Below are 14,918 nucleotides of genomic sequence, written 5' to 3'. Positions count from 1 at the left end.
GCCTCCCAAATAGTAGAACGTTCAATTAACCTACCGGAACCACGCACCCCGGGCCCGTATTCCGGGCCGCCGGACCCGGCACGCGCTGCGCCCCGCGTCGAGCAGTCCCGCGTCGCAGTGGAAACGGATGGTGCGCACGGGAACGCCGGTCAGCGCCGCCAGGTCGCCGATCCCGAGCGACGTGTCCTCCGTCACACTCACTTGAACCTCCACCCGGCTGGAGTTCCCACGGTACGGGCGCACGACGCCGCGAGAACGAAGGGACCAGGTCACCCGGTCCTCGGGACGCGCCCGGCCGTCATGTGGCCGCGCCGGATGGCGCACGAGACGTCCGTCCACCACTACGACGCGGCCCTCACGGCGGGCTTGGCGTTCGCCGTCGCACCCGACCTCGCCGCCAACGCGATCACCGAACTCCTGGAGCTCCTGTCAGGCGCGGCCGCAGCCGAGACGCCCTACAAGCCCGAGCCGGCCGAGCTGAGCGGGATCGGCTGGCCGATCACCCGCGAGCCGGGCGGCCCGACCTGGGAGCGCCGGGCGGCCAAGGAGGGCGTGACCATCACCGGCCCCACCGGCGATCTGGTCCTGGTGCCGGCCCGCCGCGTCGCCCCCACCGCCGTGACGGTGACCGGCGACCGATCGCTCCTGGACCACTGGCCGGCCCGCACGATCGTCTAGGCGGCCTGGACGGCCTGGATCTCCAGCGCGAGGGCGATCTCGTCGCCGAGCATGACCCTGTCGCCCTGGAAGGGGATGTTGAACTCGATGCCGAAGTCGCGGCGGCTGAGGGTTCCGGTCGCGGTGAAGCCCGCGCGGGTGCCGCCCCACGGGTCCGGGCCGACGCCGTGGAACTCGGTCAGCAGCCGGACCGGGCGGGTCACGTCCTTGATCGTCAGGTCGCCGTCCAGGTGGTAGCGGGGCGTGCGGGCCCGGCGGCCGATCGCGGCGGGCGCCACGCCGGTCGCGGCGAACGTCATGACCGGGTGCTTGTCGACCTCCAGGAAGTCGGACGAGCGGATGTGCTCGTCGCGCTCCGGGCTGCGGGTGTCGATCGAGGCCATCCGGATCTCGGCGCGGGCGCTGGAGTCGAGCGGGTCGTCCCCGATCACGACCTCGCCGCCGAAGTCGGGAAACGTGCCGCGCACCGTGGTCATCAGGTGCCGGATCGTGAAGGTGATCTCGGAGTGGACCGGGTCGATGGTCCAGCGGCCTGGTTCGAGGTCCGACGCCTCGGCCCCCATGTCACATCCCCCCAAAGATTGACAACCAGGAAAAACTACCTCAAATCACCCCTGGTCTGACCGGCGCCCTGCGGGGAATGCTCGGTCACATGAGCGGAGCTCGGTTCGCATGATCGGGGACCATGTCCTCGCCGGATACGTCAACGACGCCGGCGGGAGGGAGGCCCTCGACCTGGCCTGCGCGATGGCCGCGGTGACCGGCGGGCGGCTGAGCGTGGCGACCGTCCACCCGCCGGGCCTGCCCGCGGCCGCCGGCGAGGCCCGCACGCTGCTGGACCAGGCGGTGGACCTGCTGGACGACCGCCCCGCCGACCTGCACGTCCAGGAGGGACGCAGCGTCGGCCGCGGCCTCACCGTGCTCGCCAGCCGGATCGGCGCCGACCTGATCGTCGTCGGCTCCCCCGAGGGCGGCGCCCGCGGCCGCATCGGCGTCGGCGCCGCCGCCGACCACCTGCTGCACTCCGCGACCGAGGCCGTCATGCTCGCCCCGTCCGGCCACACCCCGCCCGACGAGCTCGACCGCCTCACGGTCATGTACGTCCGGCGGCCCCAGTGCGACGACGCGGTCGTCCGCGCCGCCCAGGCCGCCGAGCGCCTGGAGATCCCGCTCCGCCTGGTCACCCTGGCCGTCGGCGACGTCGGCGCGGAACGGCTCCGCGACGACCTGGCCCTCGCCATCCGGCTCGCCGTCGACTCCGCCGAGCTGCCGCCCGAGGACGTGTCCGCCGAACTCGCCGAGGGCGCCGACGTCGCCGACGCCCTGGACGACGTCGACTGGCAGGACGGCGAGATCCTCATCTGCGCGTCCAGCGAGGACGCCGCCGCGCACCGCGTCTTCGTCGGCGAGGTCGCTCTCAAGGTCCTGCGCGCGGCCCCGTGCCCCGTCACCGTCCTCCCGCGTGGCTACTTCTGACTGGTCCCTTCCGGCCGGATCTCCGGAACAGGTTGCCGCCCGCGCTTTACCTTCGCTACATTCCGTCGAGACCGGAACGTGACCTTGGAACGGGGCACGTTCCGACCCCGGTCGGGCGCCACCCTGCCCGAACGAGCGAGGCGGCAGGGAGCGAAATGGACCCCATCGGCAAGAAGCTGCTCGACATCGCCGAAAAGGAGCTCGGCTACACCGAGAAGGGCGACGGCTACACCAAGTTCGGCGAGTGGTACCGCAAGAACGTCGACGGCGACCACGACGAGTACTTCTCCACCGCCCCCTGGTGCGACATGTTCCTCGCCTGGGCCGCAGACAAAGCCGGCGTCACCGAGCAGACCGGCCAGTTCGCCGCCACCTCCGACCACGCCAAGTGGTTCAAGAAGAACGACGCCTGGGGCCGCGAGCCCGAACCGGGCGCCATCGTCTTCTACGACTGGAGCGGCTCCCGCGACCTCGACCAGATCGACCACGTCGGCATTGTCGAGAAGGTCGACGGCCGCACCCTCCACACCATCGAGGGCAACGCCGACGGCTACAAGCTCATGCGCAAGACCCGCGACATGGACCACGTCGTCGGCTTCGGCTACCCGTCCCAGGTCAAGGTCGTCGCCACGTACACCCCCAAGCACGCCGCCCCCGCCCCCACCGTCGACAGGGTGGGCACGCCCGCCACCGCGACCAACACCCATGAGCAGGAGCAGACGGTCCCGGAGAACCTCCCCACCCAGGAGGTCGTGCTCGGCGGCATCCTCGCCGTGGTCCTCTGCGGCACCCTCGCCCTCACCGCCGGCCGCGCCGCCGCCGCCAAGGCCCCCAGCGCCGCGCCGATCCGCGTCCGCAAGCGCGGCAAGCACCACCGCCCCTCGCACCCCGTCGCCCTGCCCGCCGACATCACCCCCGTCGACCTCGACCGTGCCGAGGCCGGCACCGCCGTCATGCCGGCCCTCTCCCTCGCCGCCGCCCACGAGGCGGAAGACCGCGAATTCTGGGGCCGCATCGCCCACCTGGAAGAGGACGGCGAGCTCGCATTCTGGAACACCCTGCACGCCGAACTCGCCGAGTCCGAGTACGCAACCACACCGGGAGTCCGCTAAAGTTATGCGTGCGGGTCACCCACCGGCCCGCCTGCGGACGTGGCTCAGCTGGTAGAGCATCACCTTGCCAAGGTGAGGGTCGCGGGTTCGAATCCCGTCGTCCGCTCTGAGAGGCCCCTCGTCAGGCCTCGCTCTGGTGGAGTGGCCGAGAGGCGAGGCAACGGCCTGCAAAGCCGTGTACACGGGTTCAAATCCCGTCTCCACCTCGCAAGGGCGATTAGCTCAGTGGGAGAGCGCTACCTTGACACGGTAGAGGCCACTGGTTCAATCCCAGTATCGCCCACCACACCCCTGCCCAGATCAGGGCCCATGCTTGTGGTGTCGACAAGCGAGGCCTGAGGCCCGCTTTGGCGATGATCTTTCTCTCGCCCACTCTCACCCTTCCGGCCCGCTGCTTCATCTGCTCTCTAGCGAGCACCCTTCCCATCTGAGGCACGGCGGCAATGAGCCGCATCCGCTCATCGGCCCGCAAGGCCAGTCGAGTCTGGCCCCGCGAGCCCGTAGAGCGCCTCCACGCCAAGACCGGAGCCGACCCCGAGGAGAGCGCCGATGGCCGAGCGGCGATTCCCATCGTGCGACGCAGCAGAGGCCCTTCTCGTCGCACTGCTGCCAGGTATTGCGACGCGATTCCACGAACCGGGCGGCCACCATGTCCAGGGCTGCCTCAAAGGGCGAGGCGCTGCCATTCGGTGGCGTGCGCAGCCCGGTAGAGCACCTTCGTCTGGGGATCCTCCCGCTCCGGCTCTGGGCCCGGACGCGGCTCAGGCGCTGGCGCAACCGAAACAGGTACGGGCGAACGGGCGCGCTTCCAGGCGTTCCGCCGCGATGGCGTCACCACATCGTTCGCAGACGCCGTAGGTACCGTCGCCGAGCCGGCGCAGCGCATCGTCGATGTCGGCCAAGCGTGCACGGGCTCGGGTCAATGACGCCTCGATCCGGGCACGCTCGAAGGCGATGGTGGCGCCCTCCGGGTCATGCTCATCGTCCACATTGGCCTGCACCGACGCGTTGACGACGCCGTCCCAGTCAGCGCTCAGCGCCGCCACGAGTTCCAGCGTGCTCTCTCGGTCGGCGACCAAGCGTTCCTCTGCCGTGGTCACGCACGCTCCAACGCTCGCGGTGCCAGTCTGCTTCCAGACCGAACGGTGGAACACCGATTCTCAGCATCGGAACCAGGTTCGACGCGCTTAGCCAACCAGGAGGGCACCGCCCACCTGAACGTGGTCGGGACTCGAAGGCGGCCGTCCCACCAGGCAGTTGGTGGAACGGCCGCTTCAGCACCTGGAACGCGCACTCGCCCGCATCGCCGGACATACAGGTCTCGACCTGCGAACCTCCGCTCTCGGCCATGAAGAGCCCGGGGCGGTGCGAGGCGACGACGTCACAGATCGCAACTTGGACGCGCAGGGCCTCCAGCACCGGCCGCACGACATCGGTGTCGCTCAGGTCGCTCACCAGACCGCGATCTTGCGCGTGGCGACCGACCTGGGCTGGTCGTCCATGTTGAGCGCCGGGGACGACCTGCCGTGGTTGGGGGCGGTGGCCTCGGGCGGAGGAAAGCCGAGTCCGGCCGCCGCGAGGCGCTCGCGCAGGCATCAGCCCGGGCACGGCGGCCGGCACCTCGGGACGGGTCAGCTCCTCAGGCGCGCCCGCGAACAGGAGCCGGACGTCCTCGGCGAGGCTCCCCGGTGTCAGGGATGCTCGGCTCGTCCGTCCGGCGACCGCGGGAACGCCGCCTCGTGCACCAGTCGGGCCTTCGAGGGCCAGCGCAAGTACACGGTCGGACGGCCGACGCCCGCCCTGCGGGCCACCGCCTAGGCCCGCCGCGCAGGGCGGGACCATGCGCGAACTCCACACCGCGTCCAGCGGCAGGGCCATGACCTCGGTACATATACTTGCGCATATATATGTGCTCGTGTATCTTCGAGGCGTGGTCAACAGCGTGCAACAGCGAATGACGGCGATCTCGGAGCCGAACCGGTTCCGGATCGTCGAGTTGCTCAGGAACGGCCCGCAGCCGGTGGGCGCGATCGTCGACGCGCTGGGGTTGGGCCAGCCGCAGGTGTCGCGGCATCTGCGGCTGCTCGCCCAGGCGGGCGTGGTCGAAGTGACCAAACGGGCCCAGCAGCGGATCTACCGGCTGCATCCCGAAGCGATGCGCGAGCTGAGCGACTGGGCGCAGGGATTCGCCGCCCTGTGGTCAGACCGGATGGACCGCCTCGGCGCCTTCCTCGAAGACGACGACAGCACACCCGACACGGCGAACCAGCAAGGAGGTTGAAGATGCCCGAAGGCACCGCGGACGGCATTGTGATCGACAAGTCGAGCAACACCATCCAGATCAGCCGCACCTACGCCGCCGGCGTCGAGCGTGCGTGGTGGGCTTGGACCGACCCCAAGGCGATCACTCACTGGTGGGGCCCGCAGGGCTGGGCCGCGACCGTGTACGAGATGGACGTGCGTCCAGGTGGACGCTGGCGGTTCCAGATCGCGCCGGTGGACGGATCGGCCGCCCCGGTCCGCACCATCGCCACCTACAGGGTGGTCGTCGCCTCTGCCCAGCTGCGCTACGACGACGAGTTCGCCGACCAGGCGTGGCGACCCGACGGCACGGGCACCTTCCCCACCACGGTCAGCTTCGTGCCGGCCGGCACCGGCTGCACCGTCCAGGTCATGGCCGGCTTTCCCGACGGCCAGGCGCTACAGCGGGCAGTCGAGCTCCAGATGGCCGAAGGCTACGCCGAGGCCCTCGACCGGCTCGGCGACCTGCTGGACACCCCGCACACCGACACACCTTCACCCGAAAGAGAGACGATCATGTCCGACCTTCGCACCGTCACCTCCGCCGACGGCACGACCATCGCCTACCAGAAGTCTGGTTCGGGCCCCGCGATCATCGTGATCAGCAATGTCGCCGAGGACCACACCGGCGTCTCGGGCGTCGCGCAGGCGCTGTCCGAACACTTCACCGTCATCAGCTTCGACCGCCGCGGGCGCGGCGCCAGCGGCGACCCCCAGCCCTACGACCCGGCACGCGAGATCGACGACATCGCGGCACTGATCGATGTCGCAGGCGGCTCCGCGGCCCTGACCAGCGGATCGGGAGGCTGCGGTCTCGCCCTCGACGCCGCCAGCGCACTGGGCGGCAAGGTGACCGGGCTCTACCTGTACGAGCCGCCCTTCATCGTTGACGACTCCCGCGCTCCGGCGCCCGCCGACTACCTCGAACACCAGGAAGCGCTGATCGCGGCGGGCAAGCGCAGCGAGGCCGTCGAGTACTTCATGACCGAGATGATCGGCGTCCCCGCCGAGTACATTCCCGCGATGAAGCAGGACCCTTCCTGGGACGCCATGGCCAAATACGCCCACACCTATGCCTACGACGGCCGCATCATGCGCGGGCTCCAGGACGGCAAGCCACTGCCCACCGACCGCTGGTCGATCGACGCGCCGGTCGCGGTGGCCGTCGGCGGCAACGGCGAGGACTTCATCCGCCAGAGCGCCAACGCGCTGGCCGCACTCCTACCGAACGCCACCGTGCTGACCCTGCCCGACCAGGACCACTCCGCGTTCTGGATGGCACCGGAACCCGTCGCCGAACAAGCACGCGCCTTCCTGCTCGGCTGACGACCACGGTGCAGCCCGTCCAGCCGCGCCAGCACGAACCTGCGGTGACCGGAGCTGTGGTGACGCGATGCTCTGCACGGGCCGGCCGGGATCTTCCGTGCCCGTGCCGCCACGGCGCGGCGGCGCGGACGATCAGTCGTCGTCGCCGCCGTCATCGTCTTCGTCATCGCCACCGTCGTCATCGTCCCCGGCCGCACAGCCGGCCGTAATGGCCACGGTCGAGCTGACGGCGACGAGGGTGGCGATGGCCGGAACGGACGTCGGCATCAAGGCCATGACGACGGCGAACAAGCCCTTGAACAACGCGTGCAGCAACTTGGCCAGCATGGTGATCCTTCCTCGGCAAGAGCGATCCAAGGGTAGGGCGCCGCCTGAACGGTTCGCCGTCCAATGCATGGATAGCACGTGGCGACCTTTAGAGCGCGCACCGCGCACCCACCTTCGTTGCCTTCAAGCACGGCTCAGGGTCATCGCGCCGCGCGTCGGTAACGCGGTGGAGACGGCTCTGTCGTCCGGGCGCCGCCTGATCCAGCGCCAGATGATCAGCCGACTGCCCCCGACTGGCGGGCGGGCGGTGGTCGAGGCCGGTGCTGGTCGGGGCATGGTGCGGGGCCAACGCAGGGAGACCAGATGCAGGGCGACCGCGAGTGGGACCGCCGTGGTCGGGATGAGCGCGAACGGAAGAAGTCCCAACGCCTCGATGGTGGAAGTGACGTCGAGGAGCCGGGTGGGTCCGAGCCCGGCGAGGAAACCGATGCTCACGGCTACGGCCAGGTCGAGCGCGTCCGCAGCGGCGGGTGGTTACCACGCGTTGGAACGGCATGAGCGAATCCTCGGAGTGTGCTGATGCTCCGCCGAGTCGTGATAGGACGGACGCGTTATCACCAAGGGTGATGAGTCTCCGATGCGTGGTGTGAGCCGGAAGGGCCGTCGAAGGGGGCCTGCTGATCCTTTGGTGGGGCGACACGGAGAGCGATCGAGCTCGGGAGCGGACGTGGCCGACAGCGACAAGCGTTTGTCAACGGCCCTGCGAGCGGCTCGGCACGGTGACCAGGATGCCTTCCGCAGGTTGTACGGAGCCGTGCAGCCGCGGCTGCTGCGCTATCTGCGGGTCCTGGTCGGTGACGCCGCCGACCAGATGGCGGCACAGACCTGGCGGGACGTCGCGCACGGTCTGTGCGACTTTCGCGGTGACTTCCAGCGTTTCTGCGGCTGGGTCACGCTGACCGGCCGCGACCGAGCCCTCGACCACATGAGCGGACGCTCGCGCGCCGAGGCGTTCCAGGAGCGACCCGGGCTGGTCGAGAATGACGATCGCGTTGCGCCCATGATTGAACCGCTGTCCACCGAAGCCGCGATCACCCTGATCGCCGCGCTGCCCGGAGACGAGGCAGAGGCGGTGATGCTTCATGCCGTGATGGGCCTGGACTTCAGCCAGGCGGCCCCGATCCTGGGCAGGAGCCCTGAGGCGGTCCAGGCGGCGGCCAACCAAGGTCTGCGTCACCTGGCCGACCGCTTGGAGCCGTCCAGTGAGCCGCCAGGGGCGGAGGACGAGCCGGGGCCCGGCCCGGCACACCGGCCCCAGCCCGGCACTCGTGGCGACCGGTAAGGGGACACCATGATGACAACGCCCGCGACGCTGAAGGACATAAGGGTGCGCCGCTCATGAGCTTTGAACCTCGCAGCGATGGCCGAGGCGCCGACCGGGACCTCGATGGGGATACCGCCGAGGATCTGCTGTCGGGGCGCTGGCGTGACTCACGGGCGGCCGCGCATCCGGTCGCGGGTCTGCTCGCCGCCGCCGCCGCGCCGCCGCTTGACCGCGAACTCGCTGGCGAGGAGGCGGCCGTGGCCGCCTTCCGAGATGCCCAGATCGCCGGGCAACGCCGGCGTGGGCGCGGCCGTCCGGCGCGCCAAGCCTTGATGAGGATCGTCACCGCCAAGGCCGTCGTCGCGCTGGCGCTTACCGGGACGGCGGCCGGTGGCGTCGCCTTAGCCGCGGGCACCGGTCATCTGCCCGTCCTGGAACCGCCCTCACGCACGCGGCCATCGGCCTCGGCCACGACCGTCACCAAGACCACCCCTGCCCCCGAGCAGGGGCACCGCAGTCCAACCACTGTGGGCCCGGACCGCGGCTCGCCGAATTCCCCCACTCTGGGCGATCTCTGCCACTCCTACATGGCCTCCGGCAAGTCCCGCCGGAATGGGAAGCCGACCCCGAGCGGCTCCGATCCGGCGTTCGCCCGGTTGGTCGCCGCCGCGGGCAGTCCCGACAAGGTCAACGGCTACTGCGCCAAGTTGCTGTCCGGCAAGGGGCCGGAACACAAACGAACCGGCCCTCCAACGGGAGGGCCCCAAAAGCCCAACAAGCCGGAGAAGGAGGAAAAGGGGAAGCCGGGCAAAGAGAAGCCAGGGAAGCCAGAGAAGCCGGACAAGCCAGAAAAGCCGAAGAAGTCGAAGAAGAGTTCCAAGGAGTAGACGGCAGCGGCCGTGGCCCCCTCACAGCTCTCATTGCGCCAAAGTCCCAGTTGCGGGGCGGCAGAGCGTCTCGGTTTCGATCCGGCCGCCTAGCGCTCAACCAGCAGGGCCCGGTATGGACGCCAAGTCCCGTTTGCTCTGCGGCCTGGGCCTGCCCCGGGCTGGCCCTGTGATCGTGTCGAGGCGTCAGTGGCGGTTCAGGGCACGGACGATGAGTTGGCCGACGACGAGGTAGAGCAGCGCGGCGAATCCGTAGTTCAGGACGACACCGAGCGTGGCGTCCTCGGGGGTGAAGACGTCTCCGAGACCGAGGACGAGGGCCTTGGCGACGTTGTAGATGCCGTGCACGAAGCCGTTGCCCTGGTTGGCGTCGAAGACGACGAACAGGATGTGCAGCAGGAAGATCGCGGCGACGGTGCCGGTGACCACGCGAACCACGTTGGCGACGGTTGCTGAGCCGTCATGCCGGCGGCGGACGTCGTGGCGCGACTGGTACGGGTCCACCCCGGGGTGGGGTGGCGGCGGGTGAGGCCCCTGGCCGTAGGGGGGAGCATTTCGAGGATCCTGACCGTACGGGGGAGGATGTGCCATGCCCCCGCATTGTAGGGGCTTGCGTACTCATCGTCACAAACTTCGTGGTTCATTCTTCCTGTTCGCCGATCGGGGTCACCATAGACCAAAGCGATATCGAGATGCCGCTCCGACCATTGATCCGGAATGTTGTCACTGTGCGGCTGCCAACGTGTCGAGGAGGCGCAGGGTGGTGGGGTCGGGTGTCCAGTCACCACGGCGGGAGGCCTCGTCGAGCTTGTCGCGTATCTCGGTGACCTTCTCGCCGAGCTCGTCGTCCTTGCCCTCGCGGAGGTGTTCGGCGATCTTCTCCAGATGTTCGGTGACCTTGTCGGCGGTTTTCCTGTCGAGCCGTCCGCCGTCGGCCTGCTGGGCGATGCGTTGCTGGAGGGCGATCAGTACCGAGGACGTGGACTGGGGACGCGTCGCCGGGTCGGGTGATCGCGCGCTGCTGGGTTCTTGAGCCGATGGAGTACCGGCCTGGGAGGGGCCGGCGGCAGGTCGGTCCTCCGGCCCGGCGACGGCGACGATGACGGCGACCATGATGACGGCCACCGCGCCGAGGGTGGCGACGAGCAGCGGGCGCCGTGCGAGCCACGCCATCGGGGAGGGCTGAGGCGGCGGCAGCACCTCGGTGTGCGGACGGGCGTGCCGGGCGCCGGCCGGGGTAAGGGTGGGCAGCACTTCGGTGGCGTTGGGCGGCTCGTCCGCCACCGGGCTCGGGGTGCCTGCCTGGCCGATGAGCTCCAGCACCTCGGCCACGCGGGTGGCGTCGCCGGTCCGCCCGTCGGGGTGTTTGGCCAGCAGCCGCAGGATCACCTGCTCCAGGTCCGGTGGGATGTCCGGACGCAGCCGTGCGGGCGGGACCGGGGGGTCGTGCAGATGCCGGTGGAGCATCGAGACAGAGGTGTCGGCGGTGAACGGCGGCTGTCCGGTGGACAGCTCGTACAGCACGCAGCCCAGCGCGTACAGGTCGCTGGCCTTGCCGGGCGGGTGCCCGAGGGCCACTTCGGGGGCCAGGTACCCGGCGGTGCCCACCACCTTCCCGCCGGCCTTCTCGGTGGTGACGGGCAGAGGACGGGCGATGCCGAAGTCGGTGAGTTTGAGGACGCCGTCGTCGGACAGCAGCAGGTTCGCCGGCTTGACGTCACCGTGCACCACGCCGGCCGTGTGGGCGGCGGCCAGCGCGCGGGCCGCCTGTGCCCCGAGCCGGGCCGTCCGGGTGGGGGTGAGCGGTCCCCGTTCGTCGATGATCGCGGCCAGGTCCCGGCCGGTCACCAGCTCCATCACCAGGAACACCCGGTCGCCGTCGGCGGCCACGTCGTACACCTGCACCACGTTGGGATGCACCAGGCGCGCGGCGCCGCGGGCCTCCCGCCACACCCGCTCACCGGCCGTGCCACCCGACTCGTCGCGGGTCCCGGTGCCGGGGGACACGGGATCCAGCAGCTTGACCGCGACCCGCCGCCCCAGCGACACGTCCTCGGCGCACCACACCTCGGCCATCCCGCCCCGGCCGATCGGCTCGATCAGCCGGTAACGGCCCGCCAGCAGCACCGCACCTTCGGTCGAGTGTCCATGTCGTCCCATGACTCCAGATTCCACTAACGCCACCACGACGCCCGCCGGGGTGGCGCCAACCGGATCGTCCGATTGGCCCGTGTCTCTTCCCTTTGAGCGCTCGCAGCGACAGCGACGTCACAGGAAGGTCATCGCATGCCAGGCGTCTTGAGTTCTTCGCCAGGCGGTGCTGCCACGCCAGCGCGGGGCGCGACGTCGCGTTCAGCCGGGACGGCGGCACGCTCGCGAGCGCCGCCGACGACGACGACGACAAGACCGTCCGCCTCTGGGAGGTCAGGCACCGCACGCGGCTCGCGGTCCTCCCTGGACATACGGGCGAGGTTCTCAAGGTGGCTTTCAAGCCCGGAGGGGCGCAGGCTCGCCAGTGCGGGCCTGGACGAGGAGGTCCGTCTGTGGGACGTACGGAGCCGATCGGCCACGACGACGTTCACCGCGAGCACCGGCCTGGCCGGCGTGGCCTTCGTGGAGCAGGCCGCAGCGTACGTCTGCGCCGCGGCGGAGGCCGACCTGACGGACGAGGAGTGGCGCAGGCACGCGCCATCGTGGCCGAATCAGCACCTATGCCACGGAGAGAGATGACGCGCATGAGATCACTGGCCGTTCGACGTGCCGACCGGGCAGATCGGCGAGCTCGCGGCGCTGCGAGCGGATTCTCTGGTGCCGCCTCTTGGCCGTGTCAGTGCTGCTGCCTACGGTTGGAAGGTCATAGCCGCTCGATGGCGGCGGCGACCTGTTCAGCCGCGCCCGCTACGGCGGTGGTGCCCGCGGCCGACGCCGTGATCTGCTCGATGAGGCGGCGGAGCCGTCCCGGATTGGGTTCGCCGCTTTCGAGTTCCGCTTCGAGCTGCCCGGCGGCCTCTTCGACGTCGGCGGGGAGCTGTGGCGTCGCGGCGCCTATCTGCCGCCGGAGTTCGCGGACCAGCGAGCCGAGATCGGACGCTTCATGGTGATGGACATGCCGGCCGCCGTCCCCGAAATGGTGGCCTGAGCCGGTGACTTCACCGGAAAAATTGAAGGTGCTCACAATGACCTCCTGAGTCCGCGGCGCTGATGGTGTGGGCCTGCCACTGGTTACGTCGACTCTCCGGACTGGGGCGGGTCGACCGTGTGCTTCTGCACTCCCTGGTCGCCGAAGATGTGGCCGGGGCCGGTGATGTTTCCGGTGAAGTTGTAGGTGTGCTTGCTGGTGATCTGCTGTTGCTTGGTCTTCAGGTCGGAGGTGTCGACGTTGTGCTCGTCAAGGAACTTCCTGGTGGCGGTGAGAACACCCTGCTGGAGCCGTTGGAAATAGTCCGTGGCGTCGGTGCGTTCCGCGAAACCCATTTCGGCGAAGTCGCTGACGACCTCACGGATGACCATGACGGCGCCGTAGTCGTAGTCGCGTTTTCGGTCGATGTCGGCTCGGCCTTCGGACTGCTGCGCGAGAAACTCGCCGGAGACGAACCGACGCGCCAGCAGCATGGCGGGCGCCGCCAGCACGAGCGGCAGCCCCTGGAAGCCGTGAGTGGCGGCCGTGTCCCAAAAGAGTTCGTTCCGTCTCCGCGGCAGCGTGTCCACCTTGGAGAACACCGGGGACAGCGGTGGCAGGACGTAGGCGTGCGTCTCCCAGGTGAGTCTGTCCTGGACGAGACGGGCGCGCACGTACATGGAGACGACGAGCGCGCCGCCCCGGCTGACGTGCTGCAAGCACAGGTAAGTGCGTGCGTGGCCCCCTTGGATGTTCACACCCGCACGGACCAGGCGCTCGTCCACCGTCGACACCGGGGCGCGTAGCGGATCCGGTACCAGCCCTGGAACCTTCACTGCCGACTGACCGGGAACGTAGAGCCGGTCGACCGCGGTCAGACTTTCGAAGCCGAGAGCCGGCATCTGCTTGATCAGAAATGTGTGCAGGTCGGCGGCGGTGAAGGGGCGGATGGTCAGCGGCCGGCCGGAGTCGTCGTCTGCCGCGGTGCCCACGTCGATCGGAGCCCATACCGCCTCGGTTATGCGCCATCCGCTGCCGATGAACGGGTTTTCGTTACCGATTTCAGCGTCGTAGACGACCACGTTGGCCCGCGAGCGCTCCACGAGCGATCGTTCCAGCGTGGAAGAAAGGCGCGGTGCCGATTCTTGCGGGTCGGGATCGGGGTTGCGCACGAGGCTCTGCGCGATGCGCCTTATCATCAGTTCCGAGCGAACATTGACCACTGCGCCGGCCGCCAGCAGGGCGACCGCGACGAGCCCCAGCGTGACCGCACCCAAGCCGAACCCATTGACCGCTGACATGATGGCCAGAGCAACGGCGCAATAGAACGAGAGAGTGAGCAGGCTCATGCGGCGGTAGCGGGATCTCTCCAAATGGAAAGCATGGACCGCGTGCCGGGCGACTGCGATATCGTCAATGCCGTGCGGTGGCGCACCTGCCACGATGCTTGGGTGACACAATTGCTCGCGGCAGAACTCGGCGAATCGCCAATCCAGGTACACGGCGGCACACAGTTTTCGCGTTACGGCATCGGCCTGCGTCTCGGGTAAGCCCAGAACAGACAGAAGTCGATCCGAATCGTCCACGTGCCCATCAGCTCCCTACACCGACAGTTCGGCCCGGACCGTGACCTGGCAAGGCGAGCCGAAGCCGCACCTTTGCCGCCTGTGGCAGCCGCCTTGCGTCGAGGCTAGCCTCGGCACGCCAACAGATCCGTTCCATCTCGGCACTGACCGTAATCGGCCAGGTGATCTCTGCAGGCGCGCCCGTGGGCGGCGAAATTGCCGTCCGTAGCGCTCGATTCCACGGCAAAGGGAGTGGACATAACCCACGCAGGAGGACGGTCGCGGTCGCCCTCACGGGTGTCCGATCTGCTGTCGGTACCCCGGCCGGCCCCACCCTCGCCCCAGCCCTGACCGGCGGACCGGCGGTCAGGGCAGTCGGTGGAAGCGGCTGGCGTGGAAGACCAGCGGAGGGGTCCCGGCGGCGGCGTCCAGGTCGTGGACGCGCAGCACGACGATGTCGTGGTCGCCGGAGCGGATCCGCTGCTCGACGGTGCAGTCGTACCAGGCGGCGGCGCCCTCGATGAGCACGCAGCCGCTCGCGGTGGAGCGCCACGGGACGCCGGCGAAGCGGTCGCCGCCGCGGGTTCCGAGCCGCCTTCCCGCCTCCTCCTGGTGGGCGCCGAGCACGCTGATCCCGATGTGCGGGAGGTCGCGCAGCAGCGGCCAGGTCGTGGACGTGTGCGCCATGCAGACCGACACCAGCGGCGGGTCGAGCGACACCGGCACGAACGAGCTGGCGGCCATGCCGACCGGCCGTCCGTGGATGAGGCCCGCCACCGCCGCCACACCGGTGGGGTAGGCGCCGTAGACGCGGCGCAGGTCGATTTCCGCCATGGTCATGCCGGTGCCTCCAGTGGTCGGCCG

Annotated in this window: 17 protein-coding genes, 3 tRNA genes and 1 pseudogene; 11 read left to right on the top strand and 10 right to left on the bottom strand. The window is 69.5% G+C overall.

Features of this window, described 5'->3' with window-relative positions; genetic code table 11:
• Nucleotides 1-30: 30 nt before the first annotated feature.
• Nucleotides 31-201 carry a MerR family transcriptional regulator gene (locus ACH34S_RS19565; protein ID WP_395954112.1) on the bottom strand — a complete coding sequence of 57 codons (171 nt, stop codon included), beginning with the start codon at nt 199-201 and terminating at the stop codon, nt 31-33.
• Between the two features lie 114 nt (nt 202-315).
• Here ACH34S_RS19565 and ACH34S_RS19560 point away from each other — a divergent pair, with 114 nt between their 5' ends.
• On the top strand, nt 316-678 hold the full coding sequence (locus ACH34S_RS19560) for a hypothetical protein (protein WP_395954111.1): 363 nt from the start codon (nt 316-318) through the stop codon (nt 676-678).
• Here ACH34S_RS19560 and ACH34S_RS19555 read toward each other — a convergent pair.
• The gene (locus ACH34S_RS19555; protein WP_395954110.1) at nt 675-1,241 is read right to left on the bottom strand and encodes a YceI family protein; all 567 of its coding nucleotides are present in this window, start codon (nt 1,239-1,241) and stop codon (nt 675-677) included. The two genes, ACH34S_RS19560 and ACH34S_RS19555, sit on opposite strands and share 4 nt — an antisense overlap.
• A 109-nt stretch (nt 1,242-1,350) precedes the next feature.
• On the opposite strand from ACH34S_RS19555, the gene ACH34S_RS19550 reads away from it, so the two are divergent.
• The 5 genes from ACH34S_RS19550 (at nt 1,351) to ACH34S_RS19530 (ending at nt 3,552) form a co-directional block, all read left to right on the top strand.
• Nucleotides 1,351-2,154, top strand: a complete 804-nt coding sequence (locus ACH34S_RS19550) for a universal stress protein (protein ID WP_395954109.1) — start codon at nt 1,351-1,353, stop codon at nt 2,152-2,154.
• Nucleotides 2,155-2,309: 155 nt separating this feature from the next.
• Nucleotides 2,310-3,266 carry a CHAP domain-containing protein gene (locus ACH34S_RS19545; protein WP_395954108.1) on the top strand — a complete coding sequence of 319 codons (957 nt, stop codon included), beginning with the start codon at nt 2,310-2,312 and terminating at the stop codon, nt 3,264-3,266.
• 33 nt (nt 3,267-3,299) lie between these two features.
• Nucleotides 3,300-3,372 (top strand) — tRNA-Gly (locus ACH34S_RS19540).
• A 29-nt stretch (nt 3,373-3,401) separates the two neighbouring features.
• Nucleotides 3,402-3,472: transfer RNA gene (locus tag ACH34S_RS19535), tRNA-Cys, on the top strand.
• A 5-nt stretch (nt 3,473-3,477) separates the two neighbouring features.
• Nucleotides 3,478-3,552, top strand: a tRNA-Val gene (locus tag ACH34S_RS19530).
• Between the two features lie 475 nt (nt 3,553-4,027).
• Here ACH34S_RS19530 and ACH34S_RS19525 read toward each other — a convergent pair.
• Nucleotides 4,028-4,366 (bottom strand): TraR/DksA family transcriptional regulator, encoded by a 339-nt coding sequence (locus tag ACH34S_RS19525; RefSeq protein WP_395954107.1) that lies wholly within the window; start codon nt 4,364-4,366, stop codon nt 4,028-4,030.
• Between the two features lie 591 nt (nt 4,367-4,957).
• Complete coding sequence (locus ACH34S_RS19520; protein WP_395954542.1) at nt 4,958-5,044, bottom strand: hypothetical protein; 87 nt, start codon at nt 5,042-5,044, stop codon at nt 4,958-4,960.
• Nucleotides 5,045-5,196: 152 nt separating this feature from the next.
• On the opposite strand from ACH34S_RS19520, the gene ACH34S_RS19515 reads away from it, so the two are divergent.
• Both ACH34S_RS19515 and ACH34S_RS19510 read left to right on the top strand, forming a co-directional pair.
• The gene (locus tag ACH34S_RS19515) at nt 5,197-5,547 is read left to right on the top strand and encodes an ArsR/SmtB family transcription factor (protein ID WP_395954106.1); all 351 of its coding nucleotides are present in this window, start codon (nt 5,197-5,199) and stop codon (nt 5,545-5,547) included.
• A gap of 2 nt (nt 5,548-5,549) precedes the next feature.
• Complete coding sequence (locus ACH34S_RS19510; protein ID WP_395954105.1) at nt 5,550-6,893, top strand: alpha/beta fold hydrolase; 1,344 nt, start codon at nt 5,550-5,552, stop codon at nt 6,891-6,893.
• Nucleotides 6,894-7,025: 132 nt separating this feature from the next.
• Here ACH34S_RS19510 and ACH34S_RS19505 read toward each other — a convergent pair whose 3' ends face one another.
• Entirely contained in the window at nt 7,026-7,220 is a 195-nt protein-coding gene (locus ACH34S_RS19505; protein WP_395954104.1) for a hypothetical protein, read from the bottom strand.
• Between the two features lie 667 nt (nt 7,221-7,887).
• Between ACH34S_RS19505 and ACH34S_RS19500 the strand changes: the two genes are divergently transcribed.
• Together ACH34S_RS19500 and ACH34S_RS19495 are read left to right on the top strand one after the other, a co-directional pair.
• The gene (locus ACH34S_RS19500; RefSeq protein WP_395954103.1) at nt 7,888-8,502 is read left to right on the top strand and encodes an RNA polymerase sigma factor; all 615 of its coding nucleotides are present in this window, start codon (nt 7,888-7,890) and stop codon (nt 8,500-8,502) included.
• A 56-nt stretch (nt 8,503-8,558) separates the two neighbouring features.
• Nucleotides 8,559-9,371: a hypothetical protein gene (locus ACH34S_RS19495; RefSeq protein WP_395954102.1), complete on the top strand. Its 813-nt coding sequence runs from the start codon at nt 8,559-8,561 to the stop codon at nt 9,369-9,371.
• A 186-nt stretch (nt 9,372-9,557) separates the two neighbouring features.
• Here ACH34S_RS19495 and ACH34S_RS19490 read toward each other — a convergent pair whose 3' ends face one another.
• Both ACH34S_RS19490 and ACH34S_RS19485 read right to left on the bottom strand, forming a co-directional pair.
• Nucleotides 9,558-9,962, bottom strand: a complete 405-nt coding sequence (locus ACH34S_RS19490; RefSeq protein WP_395954101.1) for a hypothetical protein — start codon at nt 9,960-9,962, stop codon at nt 9,558-9,560.
• Between the two features lie 132 nt (nt 9,963-10,094).
• Nucleotides 10,095-11,531: a protein kinase gene (locus tag ACH34S_RS19485; protein WP_395954100.1), complete on the bottom strand. Its 1,437-nt coding sequence runs from the start codon at nt 11,529-11,531 to the stop codon at nt 10,095-10,097.
• Between the two features lie 83 nt (nt 11,532-11,614).
• Between ACH34S_RS19485 and ACH34S_RS19480 the strand changes: the two are divergent.
• Nucleotides 11,615-11,782 (top strand): annotated as a pseudogene (locus ACH34S_RS19480) (hypothetical protein); the annotation flags it as partial.
• Nucleotides 11,783-12,225: 443 nt separating this feature from the next.
• On the opposite strand, the gene ACH34S_RS19475 reads toward ACH34S_RS19480, so the two are convergent.
• The 3 genes from ACH34S_RS19475 to ACH34S_RS19465 all read right to left on the bottom strand — a co-directional run bounded on the left by ACH34S_RS19475 (nt 12,226) and on the right by ACH34S_RS19465 (nt 14,894).
• Nucleotides 12,226-12,546 carry a DUF5955 family protein gene (locus ACH34S_RS19475; RefSeq protein WP_395954555.1) on the bottom strand — a complete coding sequence of 107 codons (321 nt, stop codon included), beginning with the start codon at nt 12,544-12,546 and terminating at the stop codon, nt 12,226-12,228.
• A 47-nt stretch (nt 12,547-12,593) separates the two neighbouring features.
• A complete protein-coding gene (locus ACH34S_RS19470; RefSeq protein WP_395954099.1) occupies nt 12,594-14,075 on the bottom strand; it encodes a hypothetical protein in 1,482 nt (493 codons plus the stop codon).
• 345 nt (nt 14,076-14,420) lie between these two features.
• On the bottom strand, nt 14,421-14,894 hold the full coding sequence (locus ACH34S_RS19465) for a flavin reductase family protein (RefSeq protein ID WP_395954098.1): 474 nt from the start codon (nt 14,892-14,894) through the stop codon (nt 14,421-14,423).
• Nucleotides 14,895-14,918 lie beyond the last annotated feature (24 nt).

It is taken from the genome of Actinomadura sp. 3N508 (genome assembly GCF_044326375.1).
Taxonomy (GTDB): Bacteria; Actinomycetota; Actinomycetes; order Streptosporangiales; family Streptosporangiaceae; genus Spirillospora.
Note: the sequence above shows the minus strand (reverse complement) of the source record. Positions and strands in the feature narration are given on the sequence as shown.

Bases quoted from the DNA above. Each gene is read 5' to 3' on its own strand.
- ACH34S_RS19505 (WP_395954104.1), bottom strand. From the start codon at position 7,220: ATGCTGGCCAAGTTGCTGCACGCGTTGTTCAAGGGCTTGTTCGCCGTC.
- ACH34S_RS19485 (WP_395954100.1), bottom strand. From the start codon at position 11,531: ATGGGACGACATGGACACTCGACCGAAGGTGCGGTGCTGCTGGCGGGC.
- ACH34S_RS19465 (WP_395954098.1), bottom strand. From the start codon at position 14,894: ATGACCATGGCGGAAATCGACCTGCGCCGCGTCTACGGCGCCTACCCC.
- ACH34S_RS19560 (WP_395954111.1), top strand. From the start codon at position 316: ATGGCGCACGAGACGTCCGTCCACCACTACGACGCGGCCCTCACGGCG.
- ACH34S_RS19555 (WP_395954110.1), bottom strand. From the start codon at position 1,241: ATGGGGGCCGAGGCGTCGGACCTCGAACCAGGCCGCTGGACCATCGAC.
- ACH34S_RS19550 (WP_395954109.1), top strand. From the start codon at position 1,351: ATGATCGGGGACCATGTCCTCGCCGGATACGTCAACGACGCCGGCGGG.
- ACH34S_RS19495 (WP_395954102.1), top strand. From the start codon at position 8,559: ATGAGCTTTGAACCTCGCAGCGATGGCCGAGGCGCCGACCGGGACCTC.
- ACH34S_RS19490 (WP_395954101.1), bottom strand. From the start codon at position 9,962: ATGGCACATCCTCCCCCGTACGGTCAGGATCCTCGAAATGCTCCCCCC.
- ACH34S_RS19545 (WP_395954108.1), top strand. From the start codon at position 2,310: ATGGACCCCATCGGCAAGAAGCTGCTCGACATCGCCGAAAAGGAGCTC.
- ACH34S_RS19510 (WP_395954105.1), top strand. From the start codon at position 5,550: ATGCCCGAAGGCACCGCGGACGGCATTGTGATCGACAAGTCGAGCAAC.